Origin of the sequence: Blastomonas sp. AAP25 (assembly GCF_001295965.1) — a bacterium.
GTDB lineage: Bacteria > Pseudomonadota > Alphaproteobacteria > Sphingomonadales > Sphingomonadaceae > Blastomonas > Blastomonas fulva.
This window is the reverse complement of record NZ_LJHP01000002.1, coordinates 432,582-451,834: the sequence shown is the minus strand read 5'-3', so window position 1 is coordinate 451,834 and position 19,253 is coordinate 432,582. Positions and strand designations below refer to the sequence as shown.

At 60.6% G+C, this 19,253-nt stretch carries 20 protein-coding genes; 10 read left to right on the top strand and 10 right to left on the bottom strand.

Translation table 11 applies throughout. From position 1 onward, the window contains the following. Nucleotides 1–9: 9 nt before the first annotated feature. The 7 genes from IP68_RS03940 to IP68_RS03910 form a co-directional block, all read right to left on the bottom strand. Nucleotides 10–516 (bottom strand): MarR family winged helix-turn-helix transcriptional regulator, encoded by a 507-nt coding sequence (locus IP68_RS03940; RefSeq protein ID WP_054133636.1) that lies wholly within the window; start codon nt 514–516, stop codon nt 10–12. After that, nucleotides 513–1,793, bottom strand: a complete 1,281-nt coding sequence (locus IP68_RS03935; protein ID WP_054133635.1) for a 2-hydroxyacyl-CoA dehydratase family protein — start codon at nt 1,791–1,793, stop codon at nt 513–515. Before IP68_RS03935 ends, IP68_RS03940 begins: the two co-directional genes overlap by 4 nt. Beyond that, a complete protein-coding gene (locus tag IP68_RS03930) occupies nt 1,790–2,935 on the bottom strand; it encodes a 2-hydroxyacyl-CoA dehydratase subunit D (RefSeq protein ID WP_054133634.1) in 1,146 nt (381 codons plus the stop codon). The genes IP68_RS03935 and IP68_RS03930 overlap by 4 nt, the downstream gene beginning before the upstream one ends. Then, on the bottom strand, nt 2,928–3,941 hold the full coding sequence (locus IP68_RS03925; protein WP_054133633.1) for an NADPH:quinone oxidoreductase family protein: 1,014 nt from the start codon (nt 3,939–3,941) through the stop codon (nt 2,928–2,930). Before IP68_RS03925 ends, IP68_RS03930 begins: the two co-directional genes overlap by 8 nt. After that, the gene (locus IP68_RS03920) at nt 3,938–4,876 is read right to left on the bottom strand and encodes an alpha/beta fold hydrolase (RefSeq protein ID WP_054133632.1); all 939 of its coding nucleotides are present in this window, start codon (nt 4,874–4,876) and stop codon (nt 3,938–3,940) included. Before IP68_RS03920 ends, IP68_RS03925 begins: the two co-directional genes overlap by 4 nt. Next, nucleotides 4,876–7,548, bottom strand: a complete 2,673-nt coding sequence (locus tag IP68_RS03915) for a TonB-dependent siderophore receptor (RefSeq protein ID WP_082382094.1) — start codon at nt 7,546–7,548, stop codon at nt 4,876–4,878. Before IP68_RS03915 ends, IP68_RS03920 begins: the two co-directional genes overlap by 1 nt. Before the next feature lie 116 nt (nt 7,549–7,664). Continuing rightward, nucleotides 7,665–8,882: a CaiB/BaiF CoA-transferase family protein gene (locus IP68_RS03910; protein WP_197275717.1), complete on the bottom strand. Its 1,218-nt coding sequence runs from the start codon at nt 8,880–8,882 to the stop codon at nt 7,665–7,667. Between the two features lie 126 nt (nt 8,883–9,008). On the opposite strand from IP68_RS03910, the gene IP68_RS03905 reads away from it, so the two are divergent. The 8 genes from IP68_RS03905 (at nt 9,009) to IP68_RS03865 (ending at nt 15,302) form a co-directional block, all read left to right on the top strand. Then, the gene (locus tag IP68_RS03905; protein ID WP_082382093.1) at nt 9,009–10,460 is read left to right on the top strand and encodes an MFS transporter; all 1,452 of its coding nucleotides are present in this window, start codon (nt 9,009–9,011) and stop codon (nt 10,458–10,460) included. A gap of 247 nt (nt 10,461–10,707) precedes the next feature. Next, nucleotides 10,708–11,910 (top strand): tyrosine-type recombinase/integrase, encoded by a 1,203-nt coding sequence (locus IP68_RS03895; RefSeq protein ID WP_054133628.1) that lies wholly within the window; start codon nt 10,708–10,710, stop codon nt 11,908–11,910. Further along, entirely contained in the window at nt 11,907–12,638 is a 732-nt protein-coding gene (locus tag IP68_RS03890) for a hypothetical protein (protein ID WP_156317927.1), read from the top strand. Before IP68_RS03895 ends, IP68_RS03890 begins: the two co-directional genes overlap by 4 nt. Nucleotides 12,639–12,694: 56 nt before the next feature. Continuing rightward, on the top strand, nt 12,695–12,898 hold the full coding sequence (locus tag IP68_RS03885) for a hypothetical protein (protein ID WP_054133626.1): 204 nt from the start codon (nt 12,695–12,697) through the stop codon (nt 12,896–12,898). Between the two features lie 184 nt (nt 12,899–13,082). Continuing rightward, entirely contained in the window at nt 13,083–13,286 is a 204-nt protein-coding gene (locus IP68_RS03880; RefSeq protein ID WP_054133625.1) for a hypothetical protein, read from the top strand. Then, complete coding sequence (locus IP68_RS03875) at nt 13,283–13,573, top strand: hypothetical protein (protein ID WP_054133624.1); 291 nt, start codon at nt 13,283–13,285, stop codon at nt 13,571–13,573. The genes IP68_RS03880 and IP68_RS03875 overlap by 4 nt, the downstream gene beginning before the upstream one ends. A gap of 353 nt (nt 13,574–13,926) precedes the next feature. Next, nucleotides 13,927–14,403 (top strand): hypothetical protein, encoded by a 477-nt coding sequence (locus tag IP68_RS03870; protein ID WP_197275716.1) that lies wholly within the window; start codon nt 13,927–13,929, stop codon nt 14,401–14,403. Beyond that, the gene (locus IP68_RS03865) at nt 14,400–15,302 is read left to right on the top strand and encodes a hypothetical protein (protein ID WP_054133622.1); all 903 of its coding nucleotides are present in this window, start codon (nt 14,400–14,402) and stop codon (nt 15,300–15,302) included. Before IP68_RS03870 ends, IP68_RS03865 begins: the two co-directional genes overlap by 4 nt. Before the next feature lie 101 nt (nt 15,303–15,403). Here the strand turns inward: IP68_RS03865 and IP68_RS20110 are convergent, their stop codons facing one another. Further along, nucleotides 15,404–16,228, bottom strand: coding sequence for a hypothetical protein (locus IP68_RS20110; RefSeq protein ID WP_197275715.1), 825 nt, complete (start codon nt 16,226–16,228; stop codon nt 15,404–15,406). Nucleotides 16,229–16,329: 101 nt separating this feature from the next. Between IP68_RS20110 and IP68_RS20815 the strand changes: the two genes are divergently transcribed. Both IP68_RS20815 and IP68_RS20105 read left to right on the top strand, forming a co-directional pair. Continuing rightward, complete coding sequence (locus IP68_RS20815) at nt 16,330–16,614, top strand: HGGxSTG domain-containing protein (RefSeq protein WP_082382092.1); 285 nt, start codon at nt 16,330–16,332, stop codon at nt 16,612–16,614. Continuing rightward, nucleotides 16,583–17,239, top strand: coding sequence for a hypothetical protein (locus IP68_RS20105; RefSeq protein WP_156317925.1), 657 nt, complete (start codon nt 16,583–16,585; stop codon nt 17,237–17,239). Before IP68_RS20815 ends, IP68_RS20105 begins: the two co-directional genes overlap by 32 nt. A 50-nt stretch (nt 17,240–17,289) precedes the next feature. Here the strand turns inward: IP68_RS20105 and IP68_RS03860 are convergent, their stop codons facing one another. Next, complete coding sequence (locus IP68_RS03860; RefSeq protein WP_054133621.1) at nt 17,290–17,910, bottom strand: SOS response-associated peptidase; 621 nt, start codon at nt 17,908–17,910, stop codon at nt 17,290–17,292. Between the two features lie 651 nt (nt 17,911–18,561). After that, on the bottom strand, nt 18,562–19,032 hold the full coding sequence (locus IP68_RS20100) for a hypothetical protein (RefSeq protein ID WP_197275714.1): 471 nt from the start codon (nt 19,030–19,032) through the stop codon (nt 18,562–18,564). Between the last annotated feature and the right edge of the window lie 221 nt (nt 19,033–19,253).

Genomic DNA, 19,253 nt, shown 5'->3' with positions numbered 1-19,253 from the left:
CGCGCCCGCCTAAAGCAGCTTGCGGTAGATTCGGTCGAGCCACACCCGGAAAACGTCGAGCTCTTCGGGAGACAGCGCCTCGCGCGCCTCGCGTTCATTTTCCACTGCAGCCGCAAACAGCTCGTCCAGCGCCTCGCGTCCGGCATCGGTGATGTGAACCTGATGGCGGCGGCGATCGGCGGGGTCGCGGGTGCGCGTTGTCCAGCCGCGCGCCTCCATGTCGTCGATGATGCCGACCAAGGCGGTCTGGTCGTATCCGGCAAAGCGCGCGAGATCGATCTGCGAAATGCCCGGGTTCGCCGCGATCACCGCCAGGATGCTGAACGCACCGGCGCGCTGGCCCATTTTCAGCGTTTCGTTGCGGTACTTTTCGGTCAGGCAGTTGCGGATCCGGCGCAGCCGGAAGTTGAGCAGCTCGTCGAGCACGCCCATCGAGAACTTGTCGGCCACACCACGCACCGACGCGCCTGGCGGGGCGGGTTCAGCATACAGCCGGGTTGGATCATCGCGCTTCATGTCATCACTCTATCTTCCAGAAATGCTTCGACCCTGGCGATCATTGCATCATTGTCCCACAACCGCGCATCCACCATGCTCGCGGTCAGCGTCAGCACCGGAATGCCGGCCTGCTCCAGCGCCAGGGCGCACAACTTGGTGCCAAACGAGGCCATGCGGTCCCCCACAGGAACCAGCATCACCGCCGCGTCGCACTGATAGTCGCGCGCCTGCTGGATGATCCATTCGGACATCCATCCGGGCAGGTGCAGCTGCTCATTCATCGAAATGTGCCGCGCCGCAAGCGCTCTTAGCGGATCATCGTCTTCGCCAAAATACTTGCGATAGCCATCCGAGAAGAAATTCGAATACATCGACCACACGAACACCGCGCCGTATTTCTCCTCGAACGCGCGGTAGAATGCGGTGTTGAACCACAGGCCATTGTTCACCCACAACAGCCGCACCCGCTCGTTCGGACATGCCGCCACGCCCTTTCCGGCGCGCATTTCCAGTTCGTCGCAATAGGCCTGAAGGTGATCGATCGCCCATTGGCTGCCACGCGACCAGGTTGCGGCCATGATGTTGGTGAGTTGCTCGGGTAACGCGACAGGGGCGGGCCGGGTGCGCGCGATGATCTGCTTGGCCTTGTCGACCAGCTCGCCTGCGCGGTTGACCCGGTGCATCACCGCGCGAAACTCCGCCATATCGAGGTTGCGATGCGAGAGCGTTTCGCTGACGGCAATCAGCCCGCGCAACTGTTCGACCTGGAAGTCTAGCCTGGGTGTCTCGTACAGCTCTTCCCAATCATGCTGCGACCGGGTGTACCAGGAAGGCCGCAGTTCGCTCACTGACGAGGAATCGAGCGCCACCAGCGGCGCTCCGCCAAAGGCACGCGACCATTGTTCGCCGATCTTCTGGCCGAAATCGCCGCGCAGCCTCTCCAGGATCAGCATCGGCTTGGGCAGCCCGCCATAAGGTGCGCGCTCCGGGTCGCCATCCAGCGTGGTCATGAACGGCAGGCTGCCATAGCGCGGCAGACCGTCATGATAGCCGAGCTGGTCCATCAGTTCGAAGTAATAAGGCGACAGCCGCTTGGCGGCGATCACCGCCGAATACCAGGCCAGCGAAATCACCGGGATATCCAGCGTGTGGAAGATCTCGTGCGGGGTCACCGCATCGGCGATAACGTAATCGCCGCCGCCTTCGATCACCTCGGTCCTGAACCGCGCCTGGGTTTCCTTCTGATGCGCCTGCGCGGCCAGGGTGGCGGCCATCTTTTCCTGAGGTTCGCTCATGCCGCGCCTCCCGTGATGCTTTCGATAAAGGCGGTGACCGCCCGGCGCTGGGCGTCTTGCGGAGGATCGAAATAGGGCTGACGCTTGAGGAACAGCACAGGCAGCCCGCGCGCATCGAGCAGCCTTTTCTGGTCGGGATATTCCCAGCCCAAAGTGTCGTCCCACTCGTCGTGAAAGATGATGACGCCATCTACTGCCGCAGATTCTGCCAGCGCGATGAACCGGGCATCCTCGCGGGCCTGCGGATAGGCACGCGGACCCGGGATCTCGCGCTGATAGTGATGCACCAGCGCCTCCCATGGGTTGCCCTCTTCGCTGACCAGCGTCTCGAAGGTGCGGTCACCTCCCAGATGGTCATGCGCCACGACCTCAGCGCCGCAGGATTCGACCAGCGCGGTAAAGCGGATGTCGTGTTGCGGGCTGCCCTTGATCAGCAGCCGGGGTCCGTTGCGCGCCAGTTCCGGTGGCGGTTCGGCAACCAGCGCGTTGATCTGCGCGATCGCATCGGCAGGATCCAGCACGCTGGCAGCACCGATCACGCACAGGGCATCGCTCCCGCTCAACCGCGGCGATGGCCCGCGCCACAGCACCGACGCCTCGGCCAACGCCGTCCTCAGCCGGTTGGCGTCGACGATGGCCGCTGACAGCGCAGTGTCGTCGATCGCCCGTCCGCCGATCGCGGCCAGCTGCTCGGCCAGCGCCTTCATCCGCCCCAGATTGTAGCGCGCCGTTGTATAGCCCGGTGTCTGCAGCAGATCGAACAGGCTGGTCTCGGGCAAGCGGGCCTGAGGCTCCCAGCGGGGAATTTCGCGGATCAGATAGTAGAGCTGAAGGTAGACCTCCGACGAGCGGGGGACCACCAGCAGGTCGAGCAGCGCATAGCGGTCCGCCAGCAGCGCCTCGAAGATGGCGCGCACCTCTCCATCGAAATACTCTTCCATATAGGCGCCGGCGCGATGCGGCGTGTCGGCGGGCATCCCCCGCAGCCGGATCGGATCGAGCCCCGCCGCCAGGATCAGCTCGACCGGAAACGAATTGAGGAAAGAACCGATCAGCCTTGCGCCTGCCGCCTTGCGCGCCTGGGCGATGGCATGCGGGTCGGCATAAGCGTTCCGCAGGTGATCCAGCGGGGTTTCAGCCATGCGCGAAATCTCCCACCTGGACGACAAGCTTGCCCAGCGCCCCGCGTCCGGCGATCGCCGCGATTGCGTGGGGTGCATCGGCAAAATCATAGACGCGCGAGACCCGGGGGCGCACCTTGCCCTGTTCAAAAAGTGCGATCAGCTCACGAACATTGTCTGCCGCGACGTGCGGTTCATTGGCATTCAGCCCACCATTGAACACGCCAACGATCTCGCAGCCCTTGAGCAGCGGGAGGTTGAATGGGAGCCGGGGAATGCCCGCGGTGAAGCCGACCACCAGATACCGGCCCTTCCAGCCCAATGCCCGCAGCGCCGGTTCGGCATAATCGCCACCGACCGGATCATAGACCAGATCGAAGCCGCGTTCGCCGCCCGCGTTCTTGAACTGCGCGCCCAGCGCGCGGGCTGCATCCTTGTCCAGCGGTCCGGCGGGGTAGATCACCGTGTCATCTGCGCCGCATTCGCGGGCAAACTCTGCCTTTTCCTTGCTCGACACCGCCGCGCAGACATGAGCGCCAAACGCCCTGGCCAGCTCGATGGCCGCAGCCCCCGTGCCACCCGCCGCGCCCAGAACGAGCATGCGGTCTCCGCGTGCGATCCGCCCGCGCTGGACCAGCGCGTGATAGGATGTCGCATACGTGAAGAGGAACGCGGATCCCTCGGCAAATCCCATATCATCAGGCATCAACGCGCATTTCTCGGCAGGCACCGCGATGTATTGCCCCAGCCCGCCCCAGGCCGTGCGCGCAATTACCCGGTCGCCTGCTGCCAGGCCTGTGACACCGGAGCCCAGCGCCGTGATGGTGCCTGCGATCTCGCCACCCGGGACGAACGGCCTTGGCGGACGCGTCTGGTACAGATCGTTGATGATCAGCGAATCCGGAAAATTGATGCCGCAGGCAGCCACCTCAACCACGACCTCGCCAGGCGCAGCTTCGGGGATCGGAAGGTCGGCCAGCACCAATGTCTCCGGGCCTCCGGGAGATGCGCTCGTCCAGGCCTTCATGGTTTTTGCTCCAAAGCAGCGATGCCGACCCGCAGTGCGGCTATCAGCGCGATCGGTTCATCCACCATGATGTGGTGACGGGCGTGCGGAATGGCCGCAGCAAACCGGCAATCGGGCAGCCGCAACGCCAGCTGCGCAACATGATCAGCCGTCACCAGCGCCGAGCACTCGCCATAGATCATCCCCATCGGCAGATTGGCCTGCTCGACCAGCGGATCGGCGGCGCTGCGATCGAGTGTCGCCCACATTCGCGGATCGAACCGCCAGGTCCATTGCTTGCCAGGGGGCGTATCGGCTGCGACCTCGCGCACCGAATGGCGCGTAAGATAATCGACGATATCGGGATGCGCGCTGTCCTGATGCGGGGCGAAACGATAGCGCATGAGGATCTCGGCCTCGCTGGCATAGCGCGGCGGGTTCCTGCCGGAAACCGCCCAGCCGGGTTTCTTGCGCTCGGGTGGCGGGACGAAGCTGTCGACCATGATTCCGCCGCGCAGCCGGTCAGTGTGATGGACCGCTGCATACATCAGGGGAATGCCGCCAAAGCTGTGCCCGATGACAACCGGTGGCCCGGCATCGGCCAGTCCTGCAGCATCGATCGCACCGACCAGCTCGCGGGCATAGGCTTCGATCGAATACTGGTCGCGCCAGCCCGATCCACCCATTCCCGACCACGAGATTGCCGCGCATCGCCGATCTTTGGCAAAATAGGGGGCAATGAAGCTCCACCAGTCGGCGTGGCCGCCATTGCCATGCAGAAACAGCAGCCCCGGCCGTCCTCTTTCACCCCATGTCAGCAGTTCGATGGCTGCATCGTCGCACAAAAATTCGCTGCGATCCGGCGCCGTGGCCAGTGCCTCAGCCAGCCAGGGTGCCCGCGGCGGCGGTGAACCGCCGAACCGTGCGAGCGGCGGTTCACCCTCGACTTCACTCATCAGAATTTCTTGGTCAACGTGAACGCCACCAGCCGACCGAGCGCGCTTGCCTGGCCCGGATCCCAGCCGCCGGGAATGTTGACGAACGGCGGGTCCTGATCGAAGAGGTTGGTCACCGACAGCCCGAGCGCCAGCCCGTTCAGCACGCCGCTGTCCTTGAACTCATAGCTGATGTCGATATCGACGGGATTCCAGCTGCCGACATTCTGTTCGGGTGCCACCAGCGTGTTGGTATAGCCGCTGACGTGGTTGACCAGCGCGTTGACGGTGAACCCACCCGAACGAAAACCGGCATAGGCGCGGGCGCGGAACACCACAGGGAAGCTGATGTCGCCAGCCCGGTCCAGAGGCCGGGCGATCTGGGTCACCGCAAAGTCGTAGCCCAAGGTGTAGGTGCCGTTGAAGCCCAGCGTCAGCTCACCGCCTGCAGCATCGAATGCATAGCTGGCATCGAAATCGAAACCGTCGGTATGGATCGAACCCAGGTTCTGGGCCGAGCCATCATACAGAAACGCGATGACCGGTGGCACGACGCCCTGCAGGCTCAGCCCCTGCGAGGTCAGCGCGGTGATCTGCGCTGCGGTGGGGTTGCGAGTCACCGCGAAGGCATAATTCGGGTCGAGCAGGCTGCTGGTCGTGCGCGGCGGAAACCCGATCAGGTCCTTGTAGAGCAGATTGAAATAGGTCGCTGCCAGCCGCAGACCCGGGACAAGGCCGGGGTTGAGTTCGGCCGAGATCGACCAGGTTTCCGCGCTTTCCGGGCTGAGGTTGGGGTTGCCTGCGTTGAGCTGCAAACCGACGCTGGTGCCGGTGGGGGAGAGCGGATCGGTCCAGGTGGCGGTCGTCAGCCCGGCCCCGGTGCGCAGCAGCGGCAGATCCTGCAGGCCAGGTGCGCGGAACGATGTGCCATAGCTGGCCTTGAACAGCACACCGCGCGCAGGCGACCAGTTGAGCCCGAACTTGGGATTGGTGGTGCTGCCGACGTCGCTGTAATCATCGTACCGGACAGCCGCTGACAGATCGAGCCGCTCGAACATGCCGGTCGCGTTGGCGGAGCTGAAGATCGGGATGTAAAGCTCTGCAAAGGCCGATTTCTGGTTGCGTTCTAGCTTGGGGTTGATCGTGACCGTGGGAGCTGCGAGCGCGCCCTGGGCGTTGCCGGCATCGGAGGTGTAGCGCAGGAATTCTGCCCCGACCGCCAGCCGGACATCGCCGCCAGCAATGCTGAACAGGCTGCCATCGGCCTGGAGCGAACCGCCACGGGTGCGGCTGATCGCGAACGGATTGAACACGCCCGAATAGATCGCGGCGATATTGTCCGCGCTGTTGGCCCCGCCAAAGGGATTGAACGCCAGCGCCGGATTGGTGCTGCGCAACCTGTCGGTCAGCACCGTGGTGTTGATGCGCCGCGTGTTCTGGGCGCTGCGATCCTCGCTGAACACGCCATCGAGCGAGACCTTCCAGTTGTCGTCGATGTTCCAGGCCAGCCCTGCCGTCAGGAACAGCGTGTCGGTAAAGCCGGTCTGCTGGATCGGACCGATCAGCGGAGTGAAATCATATTCCACCGTCACCGTCGTCGCGGTCGTGCCGACCGGGCGCACGAAGAACGGGTTGGTGTTCGGCACCGCCAGATTGACGATGTTCGATGTCGATCCCTGCTGGATCGCCTGGGCGGTGTAGTCGCGCAGCGAGTAGATGCCCTGGACATGGACGCGCAGGCGGTCCCCGATTTCCTGATAGGCATAGCCGTAGAACTTGTGCCGCTCTTCCTCGGGCAGGATGTCGGCAATGCTGAGGTTTTCGCACAGATTGCGCGTGCCCGCGACGAGCTGGCTGGCGGTGGCAGGGGTGACCCCGGCCTGCGGAATGGCGTAGGTCCGGCCGGCCACGACGATATTGCCGGGCGAACACTGGCCGTTGCGATAATCGCGGCCACCCCGGTCGGTAAGATCGAACCGCACGAAGTCGCGCTCATCGCCGCCAAGCGCATCGTTGCGGGTATATTCATAGGCGAAGACGACCCCGCCCGAGCCCCAGTTGGTGCCCGCCATGAAACTGGCCTGCGCCAGCCAGTAGTCGTCCGCCACGCCATAGCGGCCACGCACCTGAATGCCCTCGAATTCCTTGCGCAGGATGAAGTTGACGACACCTGCAACCGCGTCCGAGCCATAGACTGCCGAGGCACCGTCGGGGACGATTTCGATCCGGTCGACGGCCGCTGCGGGAATGGCGTTGGCATCGACATAGTTGGACGAGACGCCCGAGAAGCTCAGCCGCTGGCCATCGACGAGGGTCAGCGTTGCCGAAGGCCCGACGCCGCGAAGGTTGATGGCGCTGCCGCGGGTGGTGTTGGTGCCGCCCTGTCCGCCGCTGACCACGGCGCTCGAGGAATCGACCCCAAAGCCCTGGATCTGCGGAACCTTGCGCAGGAATTCGGTGATCGTTGCGGTCGGCTGGGCTTCGATCTCCGCGGCGCTGACCGAGACCACGTTGGAGCCCACCGGGCCCGTGCCCCGGATGCGGCTCCCGGTCACCACGATCTCCTTGCCTCGCGCGCCTTCTTCAGCCTCGAGGCCAGGGGCTTCGGCCGGGCTGGGCAAATCGGCTGTCTGGGCGATTGCGGGCATCCCCGCTGACAAGGCGATGGCGGAAACGGTGATGCCTAGTTTCATGGTCTCTCCCCCTCATCGCAGATCTGCGTCTGCGCTGTCTTTTATGTTCTCATAGTTGATCGAATCGTAGCATTCATTAGATCATCGGAAATTACAATCATTTTGTCGTCTCAGGGCTATGCGGTCGCATGCTCTTTCAGTTGGGCGAGCGTTTCCGGATCGAGATCCAGCTCTGCGAGAATGGCATCGGTATGTTCGCCCAGGGACGGGACCGCGCCCGATGAGAACTTGCCGCTGCTGAGCTGGAAGCCGGGCCCGACCATCTTCACCGGCTCTGGCGACCCGGGCAATTCCGCCTCGAGAAAGATGTCGCGCTCCTTGAAATGCGGGTGGCTCAGCACCTGGCCGAGATTGCGGACGAAGGCGACCGGAACATGCCGCGCGGCGAGCCGGGGCTCCACCTCCTCTCCGTTATGCTCGCGGAAAATGTCGCTGAGTGCCGCCCGCAGCGCATCGTGATTGTCAACGCGCGCGCGGTGGGTCGCAAACCGCTCGTCCTCAAGCAGCCACTCGCAATGCAGCACCTGGCACAGCGCCTCGATCTGGTGATGGTGATTGGCGCCGATCGAGATGTACCCGTCGGCCGTCTTGTACGTCTCCGACGTCGCCACCAGCCTATAGCCGCGGTTGCCCGTTCGCCCGCGCACCTCGCCCGAGTAGAAATAGACCGGGATGGCGGCGCCCATCAGGTTGAATGCACTGTCGAGCATCGCGACGTCGACATAGTCGCCTTCGCCCGTCTGGTCGCGGCGATGCAGCGCGGACAGCAGGCCGATGACCGCCATGTACCCGCTGAACGTGTCGATGATCGGGAAGCCCACCTTCATCGGTTCCTCGTCCGGGTTGCCGTTCATCCACATGATCCCCGACATGGCCTGGACGATATGATCATAAGCGGTCCAGTCACGCAGCGTCCCGGTCTGGCCGAACCCGCTGATAGAGGCATAGACCAGCCCTGGATTGATGGTGCGCAGCGACGGCCAGTCGAGGCCAAGCTTGGTGGCGACACCGGGACGGAAGTTCTCGACGAGCATATCGCTGCGCTGGGCCAGCGTGCGCACCACCTTGATCGCGGCGGGCTGCTTCAGGTCCAGCGTGATCGAACGCTTGCCGGCGTTTGCTGCGGCAAACGGAATGCTCATTCCCGGCAGCCCGGCATGCTCGGTGTAATGCCGAAAATCGTCGCCGATTTCGGGGCGTTCGACCTTGATGACATCTGCCCCCAGCAGCGCCAGCAGGCTGGTGCAGGTCGGTCCGGAGAGAGCGTGGCTGAGATCGAGCACCCGCACACCTTCAAGCGGCCTGGCGATCGGGCGCTCACTGACAGATTCCATATAGCTCTCCATTCATCTGAATTCCCGATTATTAATATAGCCAAATACTCTTGTCACTTGACTTTTTTCCGGTGGTCGGTCAGCCCAAGCGGATACCGGCACAATGCCGGGGGGAGAGGCAGTCGCATGAGCGACCCACAAGACGCGCAGTCCATGCCATCGGCAGGGATGGAAAGCCCTCCGCCTGACCATGGCGCCAAACCCCCGGCCAGGCGGTTCTGGACACCCTTGCAGATATGGGTGCTGTTCCTGCTGGTGCTGGTCAACATCTCGAACTATCTCGACCGCGGCGTGCTCGCCATCCTGCAGGAGCCGATCAAACAGGATCTGCTGCTCGCCGATTGGCAGCTGGGGCTGATCAGCGGTCCTGCCTTCGCACTGCTCTATTCGATTTCGGGCATCCCCGCCGCCCGCATCGCCGACAAGCTGAACCGGGTCACCGTGCTGTCGATCGCGATCACGGTCTGGTCGGGAATGACCGCGCTGTGCGGCGCAGCCAGCAGCTTTGCGCAGCTGGCCCTTGCGCGCATCGGGGTCGGGGCCGGTGAAGGCGCGTGTACGCCGGTCAGTCATTCGCTGGTGTCGGATCATTTTCCACCGCGTCAGCGCGGGATGGCACTGTCGGTCCTGACGACCAGCATTCCGATCGCGCAGCTGATGGCGCCGCTCATCGGCGGGGTGGTTGCGATGCAATATGGCTGGCGGACCGCATTCGTCGTCGTCGGGCTCCCCGGCATCCTTGTGGCGGTGCTGCTTCGGCTGACGCTGCGTGATCCGCGCCACGACATGACCAACACGCTGGTCACGCGCAAGACGCAGGGGTCGGGCAAGTTTCTTGACGATATCAAGCTGCTCACCGCCAACCGCTCGTTCGTCTGGCTGTGGTTCGGTGCGACGTTCCTCGGACAGGCGGTCGGCGCGACCAACGTCTTCACTGCGTCCTATTTCCTTCGGCAGTATGATCTTACCCTCGCGCAGGTAGGGGCGATGATGGCGGCGGGGCTTGGCGCAGCCGGGTTGATCGGCACCTTCATGGGGGGATGGCTGGCGGATCGCTATGCTGGCGAATACGGCCGGTCGTACCCTTTCATGTGCGCTGTCGCCGCGACCGGTGCGGGTCTGATGTTTGCCGTGGTGTTCACCAGCCCGTCCTGGCAGGTCGCGCTGGGCTTTCTGCTTCTGGCCAACATCATGGGGGACATGAAGAATGGCCCGGTCTATGCCGCAGTCCAGAACATGTCGCCGCCACACATGCGCAGCACGGCAACCGCGGTCATCCTGATCGGCGTCATCGCGCTGGGGACCGGGATGGGCCCGATGATCGTCGGTCTGGTCAGCGATAGCGTCGCAGCATCATCGTTCGCCCAATCGCTGGGCGATTATGGCATGGCCTGCCCGGGTGGAAAGCCACTCCCCGCAGCATCGGCGGAGATGGGGCTGGCCTGCGCGCAGGCGTCCGCTGCCGGCCTGCGCGCAGGGCTGCTTGCTGCGTGCCTGGCTTATGCTGCGGCGGCACCGTGTTTCCTGATGGCGGCACGCACCATCGGCGAACCCTTGCAGAAAATCGCCGCAGGCTGAAACGCCGGCGGCCAGCCCTTCGGCGGGTGCATGGCGTCTTCAGCGCGACGGATGTGGAAAAATGGTGCACCCGACTGGATTCGAACCAGTGGCCTCTGCCTTCGGAGTGCAGGGTTAGCTACCGTCGCCGGATGTGGCCGGACACTAAAACCCTCGTAAATACGGCATTGCTGATCCGGCCTTGTCCGATTCTGTCCGATCCTGTATTCCGTACTTATTACGTACGGAACGGAATGAGGCGATCGACATGGCAGACGTCACGAGCAAGGGCAGCAAGCGAAAGCCTGCCAAAAAACTGGACCTGAGCCGGGTTGGCGAGCGGAACGATCTTAAGGCGCAACGCGAGCCGCACTGGCAGCGGCTGCGCGCGGGTTGCTTCCTGGGGTTCCGGCCGTCCAAGCGAGGCGGGGCAGGGACATGGATTGCGCGGGCTTATGATGAGGATGCAGGGACGTATCGCCTGAAAGCCCTTGGCGACTTTGGGGCACTGGCGGGCAATGAACGGTTTGCCGCTGCCAAGCGTGAAGCGGAAAAGCTGGCCGAGCTGGTGGAAGCCGGTGGCGAAATGCGCGCCAAGATTGAAACCGTGGCAGATGCATGCCGCGAGTATGCCAAAACCCGCAATGAGGCAGGCCAGCGCTTCGGGCGCTATGTCTACGACGATCCCATCGCCAAGGTGAGGCTGGACAAGCTGCGGCGGCGGCATGTCAAGGAATGGCGGGAACGGCTGGAAGCGCAGCCCGCGCTGGTTACAAGGCGCAAGGACGGCGTTCAGGTGCACCGCAAGCGCGCACCTTCCACCGTCAACCGCGACATGGCCATATTGCGGGCGGCATTGGCCAAGGTGTTATCGCCGGGCGCGCCAAACAGTGAAGCCGCTTGGCAAGAGCCGCTTAAGTCCATCGAGAATGCTAACGGGCGGCGCACCCTGTATCTGGACCGGGACGAACGGCGGAAGCTGTTGCAGCACATTGACGCTGAGGCAGCACCTTTCGTGCGTGGTCTTTGCCTGTTGCCGCTGCGGCCGGGCGCGCTGGCTGCGCTCACCGCTGGCGACTTTGACAGGCGCACGGCGGAACTCTCCGTAGGCAAGGACAAGACAGGCAAGCCGCGCCGTATCCAGTTGCCGCAAGAGGCGGCATCATTGCTGGCGGAACAGGCCAAGGATAAGCTTCCGGGAGCGTCGCTGTTCATGCGGTCCAATGGCAAGGCATGGGACAAGAATAGCTGGAAAGTGCCAATTGCTGCTGCTGTTGTTGCGGCCGGGTTGCCGGGTGAAGCCACAGCCTACACGCTGCGGCATAGCACCATCACGGACTTGGTTCGGGCAGGGCTGCCTTTGCTCACCATCGCCCAAATTTCCGGCACCAGCGCTGAGATGATTGAACGGCACTATGGCCACCTTGCCAGCGATGCAGCGGTGAAGGCGCTGGGAGCGCTGGCGTTGTGAGTTGCTTCAATTTGCCAACGGAAGCGGATTTTTTAGCTGCTAACAAGGCGCGCCATCAGTTGTCATTTCAAAGAGGCAGGGCGGCTGGCGGCCGAGTGGCGGCGCTATCCAAGCTACACGACGAACTGGCCGATGATTCTCAGTTGTACGCCAGCGATAGCTTGCAGGATCAAAGGGACGCGGTGGCCCATGCCCTTCTGGCTGTGATCGGGTACCTGCAGGCTCAAGGATTTTCTAACATGACGCTTGCACCGCTAATGCGCCCGGTGTCGGCCCTAAACGCTAGGGAACAAAATTCGCGAGATATGATGTTTGCTGAGCGCGCCCGCGCTGGTCGGCCAAGCGCTACTAGTGCAGACCACGAGCGGATGGGCATCCTTGCCGCCCTAGCCGAAGCATGGTTGCGTATTCACGTTGACGAAGATCGGACACAAGCACAATTGCTTGCTGAGGCGGCAAGGCAAATGAAGGGCCGCTGGTTTGGGGATGTCACGCGGGCCAACCTCAAGACGGCTCGTGATCTTTGCATGCAAGAAAGTAGCGATCATCCGGCCGTCAGCAGTGCTCGCCTGTTCTATTCTGAATATCTCGCTGGGGCCGAAAAGTTTGGTCCGATGGCTGCGTTCAAGATAATGATTCGGATGCTTAACGACGTAAAACTGCCGTTTGGCGCAGGCGAGGGAGGAATCTCAAAAACCCCCCATGTTTCTCCGACCGATGACGACTGACAGTTGTTCCGCGACGTCCATGCAATCCCGCATGGGTCCGCAAGGGAACAACGAAGATGGACACTTCTGAAGCCAAAAACCGTCGCTGGGGCAGCCTAGATCAGCTGCGCCAGCAATACCCGCTGGGCCGCACACGGGCCTACGAACTTCTGAAAATCGGGAAGCTGCGGGCCAAGCGCCTAGGCGGCAGAACTATTTGGGACTTCGATAGCGTGGATGCGCTGTTTGCATCTCTCCCGGACCACGGAACGGGGGCGTGAGCGATGACAGCACAAAAACGAAACGCCGGGTTGCAGCCCGGCGTCCCATGCAATCAACTTGTCGGCTGCTTGCATTCTCCCTCTACCGCAACGGACTGGCAGGCGCAAATGCTTGCTACCCGTTTCTGCCTTTCGCCTTGGATGGCGCAGGATATGGCGCGGCTCTGCTACGGGGGGCAATGCCATGACTAAGGCTGCCTTCACCAGCCATCGCTCGGCAGCCCTAGCGCTGTTGAACAGCGATCATCGCCTTAGCCGCAAAGCCGGGTCTTTCCTTGGCCAGCTGGCAGTTGATCTTACACCCATGACGGAACGGCAAGCCAAGTGGCTGGCGATCCTGTTAGAACAGGCGGGAACAGGCACCTATGCCGGGGAGGGCGCTATATGAGCACCTATCCCGACGCACCTGGCCATCGCCATGTCGATACGTCGATGGCGGCTGCCGACGCCCTAGCGCCCAAACTGGGCCGATTGCAGCGCATGACAGAAACCGCGATCCGGGAAGCCGGATGGATTGGCCTCACTGCTGACGAACTGGCCGCAACACTCGGCATGGACCGTTGGTCGATCCAGCCGCGCACCAGTGAACTGCGGCGCAAGGGCCTGATCCTCGACAGCGGGCGGCGCAGGCCAAATGCCACTGGCAAGATGGCCATTGTCTGGGTTGCAACCTGATGTTGTCCGGCATGCACCAGCCGCAACGCAGCACCATGCCGGAAAGCGCTTTGAAACTTCACCGGGGGGCAACTTTCGGTGAAGTTTCAAACGTTGCCCTTCCGGTAATTAACGGCGGAAAACGGGCGATCCGGCCGAGTGGCACGCATGATGCAATAAGATACCTAGATATAGGTTGCGGGGCAGATTCCGCAGGCGGCAATGGCAGGGGCGGGGCACACAACCGCGCCGACCGGATCAGCTATCACCCTACAGCGGGCCATGTCGCCAACCTGACAGCCGGGAGCGCGCACGCCGTTGTCATCGGCTTGCCCTTCAACCGGATGATAACTGTTCACTGGGAAGCCGCAGGCGTGGCGCTGGCAGATATGGCGCAGGCGACCGGGCGGTTTCTGGACATGCTCAGCAAGGCTATCGCGCGCCAAAGCCAAAAGCGGCCGGGCGAATGCACCGCGTGGCTTTGGATGCACGAGAACGGGCTGGGCAAAGGCGGGCATTGCCACATGCTGGTGCATGTCCCGCCCAAGCTGGTTCGAACCATCGCCAAGATGCAACGGCGCTGGCTGCGGTCGATCACCGGCAACCCCTATCGCAAGCGCGTAATCCGCAGCGATCCCATTGGCGGGCGGCTGGGCATGGAAACCTGCAATCCGGCCGTTCACGCTGCCAATCTCGCCAATGCGCTGGCCTATGTCTGCAAGAGCGCACCGCAGACGATCCTAGACAGCCACGGCATGCAACGGCGGCATGAACAGGGCGGGCCGATAGTCGGCAAGCGCTGCGGAATATCCCAGAACATCGGACCCAAGGCACGGAAGGCAAAGACATGACGACCACGGCGAAACCCAAGCCACGGCAACGGGCGAAACGAGCCAAGTCTAACCCCCCTGAGGCGGGCAAGGCGTATGTTATCGAACTGGTTGATGGCAGCACAAAAGAACAGGTAAACGCAGCCTTGGCCACTAGCATGCCGGGCTGGGATACGCTGGTTCCAAGCGAACAGGCCGAGCTGGCGCAATTGATCCTGGACCAGCGCAATGGGCGACAATCGGCTAAGGTGAAGCTGGTTACGCGGCCGGACGGCGGGATGAATATCGAGATCGACGGACCTTGCGAGGCGCAGGGGTTGCTGCGGATGTATCGGACATTCGGTACGAACACGATCGAGCCGGTCAACGCGCGGGCGACGGAACTGCTAAAATATCTGGAATCGATCGGGGCAGCCAAGGACGGGCGCTATAACGCGGCGTTGTCGTTCATCGACAGCATGGAGCCGCGCAACCAGATGGAAGCGCTCTTGCTGGTCGAGATGTATTGCACGCACGATGCGGCAATACGGGCGCTGAGCATGCTGGGAAATGCGGACTGGGTTCCACAGATGCAAACGTTCGGAAACCTTGCCACCAAGCTGCTACGGGCCTCACAGGGGCAAATGGATACCTTGGCGCGCATGCGACGCGGGGGCCAACAGACGATCCGCCATGTTCATGTCGATAACCGGGGCGGGCAGGCCGTCATTGCCGACACAATCCAGACGGGGGGGCAGAATGCAAAATCCGACGATCAATCCCATGCAACCGGAAGCGCTGGCCTCGGCACCGCGTTGCTTGGCGCGGACCCATTCGGGAACGGCGTGTCAATCTCTGGCCATGATGGGGCTGAAGCGATGCTGGCTGCAACGACGAGCGAGGGGGGGCAGTGCGCACGGAGGCAAATTGCGCGGGGCTAAGTCTAGGTCGACTTCGCGCTGGCAAAAGACGGACAGGCTACTCCCCGGACGTCAAAACAGCCGGGGAATAGCCTGTTGGGTGTTGTCTGCCAAAGTCAGGGCTAGCGGACCGTAAAATCAAAAATGCGAGCAGTCATCGCTCCGCCCGCCGCTCCTCCAGCTAGTGAATAGATAAAACCGTATTCACCGGGAGGAAGTGATGCGCTGGGTTCAATCACGAAAACACCGGGTCGAATTGCAGAATGAGAAAACTCAAGCCTATCCTCGTCCATGACTCCCGTCTTGGCACCTCCAATATTCATGCTACCAACACGGGCCTCGCGTCGATCCTTCTTCCTGTTTAAGCGGATAAGAGTAAGTTCTGCTGGGGAATTAACAACCGTATTATTGCCGCTTGCCCAAGCTGAACTGCTGTCACCGTTTGATTCACCTGAGAAAAAATAGAATTTTGGGCTGACACTAACCGGAACGCGCGAAGTCTCATTCTGTATAGTGGCTTTTATGCTCATCGAAGCCAAGCCACCCGTCAGGGCATATCCCAAAATGCCTCCAGTTTTAGCCTGATTGGTTACTGTTGGTTCCATCCGTTGCATGCGCGAAACACCATCTGCGGAAAGCAATGTGTAGAGTCCAGCAGGATGAGGAACGTTTGGGTCAGGTGAATCCAATGAAGGTTCAACTTTTGCAACAAAACGATTGCTAATCATTGCGGCGATAACTGCAGATGAGATTCCACGATTTTTTAAATCTACCATTTCAGTAGTAGAAAGGTCGAAGTCAACTTTTTCAGCCGCTATCTTTGCAATCACTGCATCATCGCCTAATCCAAGCGCTATGAGATTGACTGCTTCGTCGCGAGTTAGAGGTTCGGCAAAAGCTGCTTGTGATGTAAACGCCAAAAGAAAAGCTGTCGTGATGTGTTTCAAATGTAACATGGGGCCCCTGTGCAATCCGCTCTTCTAAAGTTCGTCTCCGACCGCCGACATTGGCAGTTTTGGAGCGACATAATCTGAATGGATACGCTGTCATGCAGCATCTGCCAAGCAACCCTTTGCAACCAGCGATCTTGGCAGCAGCTCCGCGCTGTCTAGCCCGGACCCGTTCGGGAACGGAGTGCAGGTCCCCGGCGGTGAAGGGGAGGCGACGTTGCAGGATGCACGGGGGCACAAATCCTGGCGCACCTGCGGGCAACCGCAACGCTTGGAAGCATGGGGGGCGGGCTGGTGCGAGTTTGAGTGAGGCGCGTCAACTCAGAGCGATGTTGATGCTGGCAAAACAAATTGATCACAGATCGCCACAGATCGAAAACTAAATTGAAGCGTCGTGGGCTGATGTGTAAAAAACAAAATTATTTGGGGACTAAAATGCTTGCGGTTATGACACGCCTTAGCGGAATGGCTTCTATCGTGTTGTTTTTTTTGTTGCACGGCTCTGCCAGTGCACAAGCTTGTTATGAGAGCATGATCAGCAATCCGACGCCGTTCATGGGCAAAAATGATGAAATTTTTCAGCTTAGTGATGGCTCAATTTGGCAGGTAAAATATGAATACGAGTATCTTTATGAGTACAGCCCAAGCGTAATAATTTGCCCTGATAAGGGTGTTTTAATAATCAACAAAAAATCACTGAATGTTATTGCCCTTCGATCTGTGGATGCTCCCCGAGGTGTAAGGTCTCCTGCTAATGCTGTGACTGTTGTTTATAGAGTTGCTGGATGTGACTATTTTATAGCAGACGGGCCAAAGGGTCTTTATGTTCTAGAGTGGTATGGGGGCTATGATCCAGTGGAGGGGGATACCCTTGCGGGATATGATGGTGGCTACGGCATGAAGAAAGTGACTTACTTGCAAAACGGGCGCGAGGGTCGCCTCTGGGCAGAGGACTATCTTTTGAGTGCAGACAGAGCCGCAGAGATCGTTTCTGAGAAATGTGACTGATCCTACCATCGCGAACAGGTTTGCCCCCGTATTGGGCAGAAAGCACTAAGCTATTTGCGACGTGCCCAAAGCTCTGCGGTGGCTTCAATCGCCATCCGATCGGCAGGAATTGGCCGGTCGAACTGGTAAAGGTCATCAAGCGAGGCTCTAAGCCATATGTCCCATTGATCCGGCAAAAGGATGACCGGTGACCGATCGTGAATATGCTCCAGGCCGGGTGCATTGTTCGTCATCACACCGGTATAACAGTCGCCCCATTCGTCGGATGAACGCCATAGACCAGCCCATGCAAATAGCGGCGCATCTTTCAGCGACAGCCACGTTTCTGTCATCTTTCCGGGCGTTCCGACGGCCTCAGCAAAGCGCGCTGTTGGGATCAGGCAGCGATTACCCGGCTGATCTGCCCACCGCTTCCAGAATGCCCCCAGCTTATCAAATCGCGCATTGTTAACGGGCTTGGGCTTGAGGGGCTGTCCCTGCTTGCCGCGTAGCACAACGGGAAACCCCCACGTCATCTGTTCCAGCACCATTTCGCCATTGGCTAGCCGCACTATCCAGCCGGGATCTTTGGGGTGAACCGTCGGCGGGCCTTCGTTATAGTCCCGCAGGCGCTTGGCGGCGAAATGATCCTCAATGCGGGTTCGTTCGCCCGGCTGGTATCTGTTGCACATGCATGGATGCTGGGGAGTGCCACTACCGCTGTCAATGTCGGCAGCATAACGCCTTGCCCACCTGCCACGTGTTTGGAGGCACGGCCGATCGATCCCAAGCTTAAAATGCCACGTATCGAGCAGCCCTATCAAGCTGGTGATGCGGACCTGCTGTCCCTGCTCTGGGGTAAACGCCCATTCGCATTCATCTGTTAACGCTTTCCAGAATGCGGCACATTGCCACACCTCAGCTATGCCTGAATGATGCAGCCACCTCAGTGCGAACTGCTGTCCCCAGCTTCGCTCAACAAGGCCGGACTGTGCCTGTGCAAGCGCATCCTCTAGTGTGCGCAACGCTGAGCGAGCCAGCTGCTTATGCGATGGCATAGGGACAATGGGATTGCATTCCCGCCATAGAACATAATGGGAACGGAGGCGCAATGATTCGGGGTGTCGGCCATTGTAAAAAGGGGCTGCGGCGAAAGCGCTGTCGCATGAACGGCGGTACCAATCCGGGGGCACCTGAGGGCAACCGATATGCGGAGGTACTGGCGAAGGTGCACGAAATAAATAACGTTGTATGCTAGGCTAGCGTATTATCAGATTAAACCCATCATTTCTTGCTCAATACAGCCGCATATTATCGGAAGACTACGACTAAGCGGTGAGCCGTCAAACACGTTTGTTAGCGTAATAATATTGATCACCTAATACGACCAAGGCTGCAACATCTAATTTAGCACGGTAAATATCGGCTATATTATTTATCGTAGCGTCTGCGATGTCACGATAGTGTGCGCCCTCAGGGGGAATGCCCCCGCCTGCTTTCGCGCGCTCTAGTAAGTCGTTTATGTAGCGCCGTCGTGCAGCCATTTGAACAATTGCTTGCTCTAATTTCTCACCCGAGAGTACAGCGCATTCCTCGTAAGCAGCAGCTAGAGCAAATAAATAGGACGCCCCCAGTTGATAAAGTTTGTCCGGCTGATCCGCATCACCACCTGCAAACAGGCGTTCACCATAGCGCTCTGCGACGCGAATGGCTTTTTGAAATTGACGGCGTGCAATCAACTGTTCGCAGCAGTTTAGCAGTTGCTCTAGGGTGCAAGGTTCAGGCCCCTTAAAAACCCGACTAAATATCGACATCACAAACCTCTAGCGTATGGTTGTGTCTGAGAAGTTCTAGCGGAGGGCTGCTGCCGTCGCCCGCAAGCTGGATCGGTGTGATGGATGCTGAGAGGTGCAATTGCCTCTGTCAATCTCAACAGTGTAATGGCGTGCCATTAGTTTCGCGTTTGGAGGCAGCCGAAATGCGAAAGTGAAAAGTAGCGGTCGCCATGATGGGTTCCCGAGTGTCGGCTCTGACT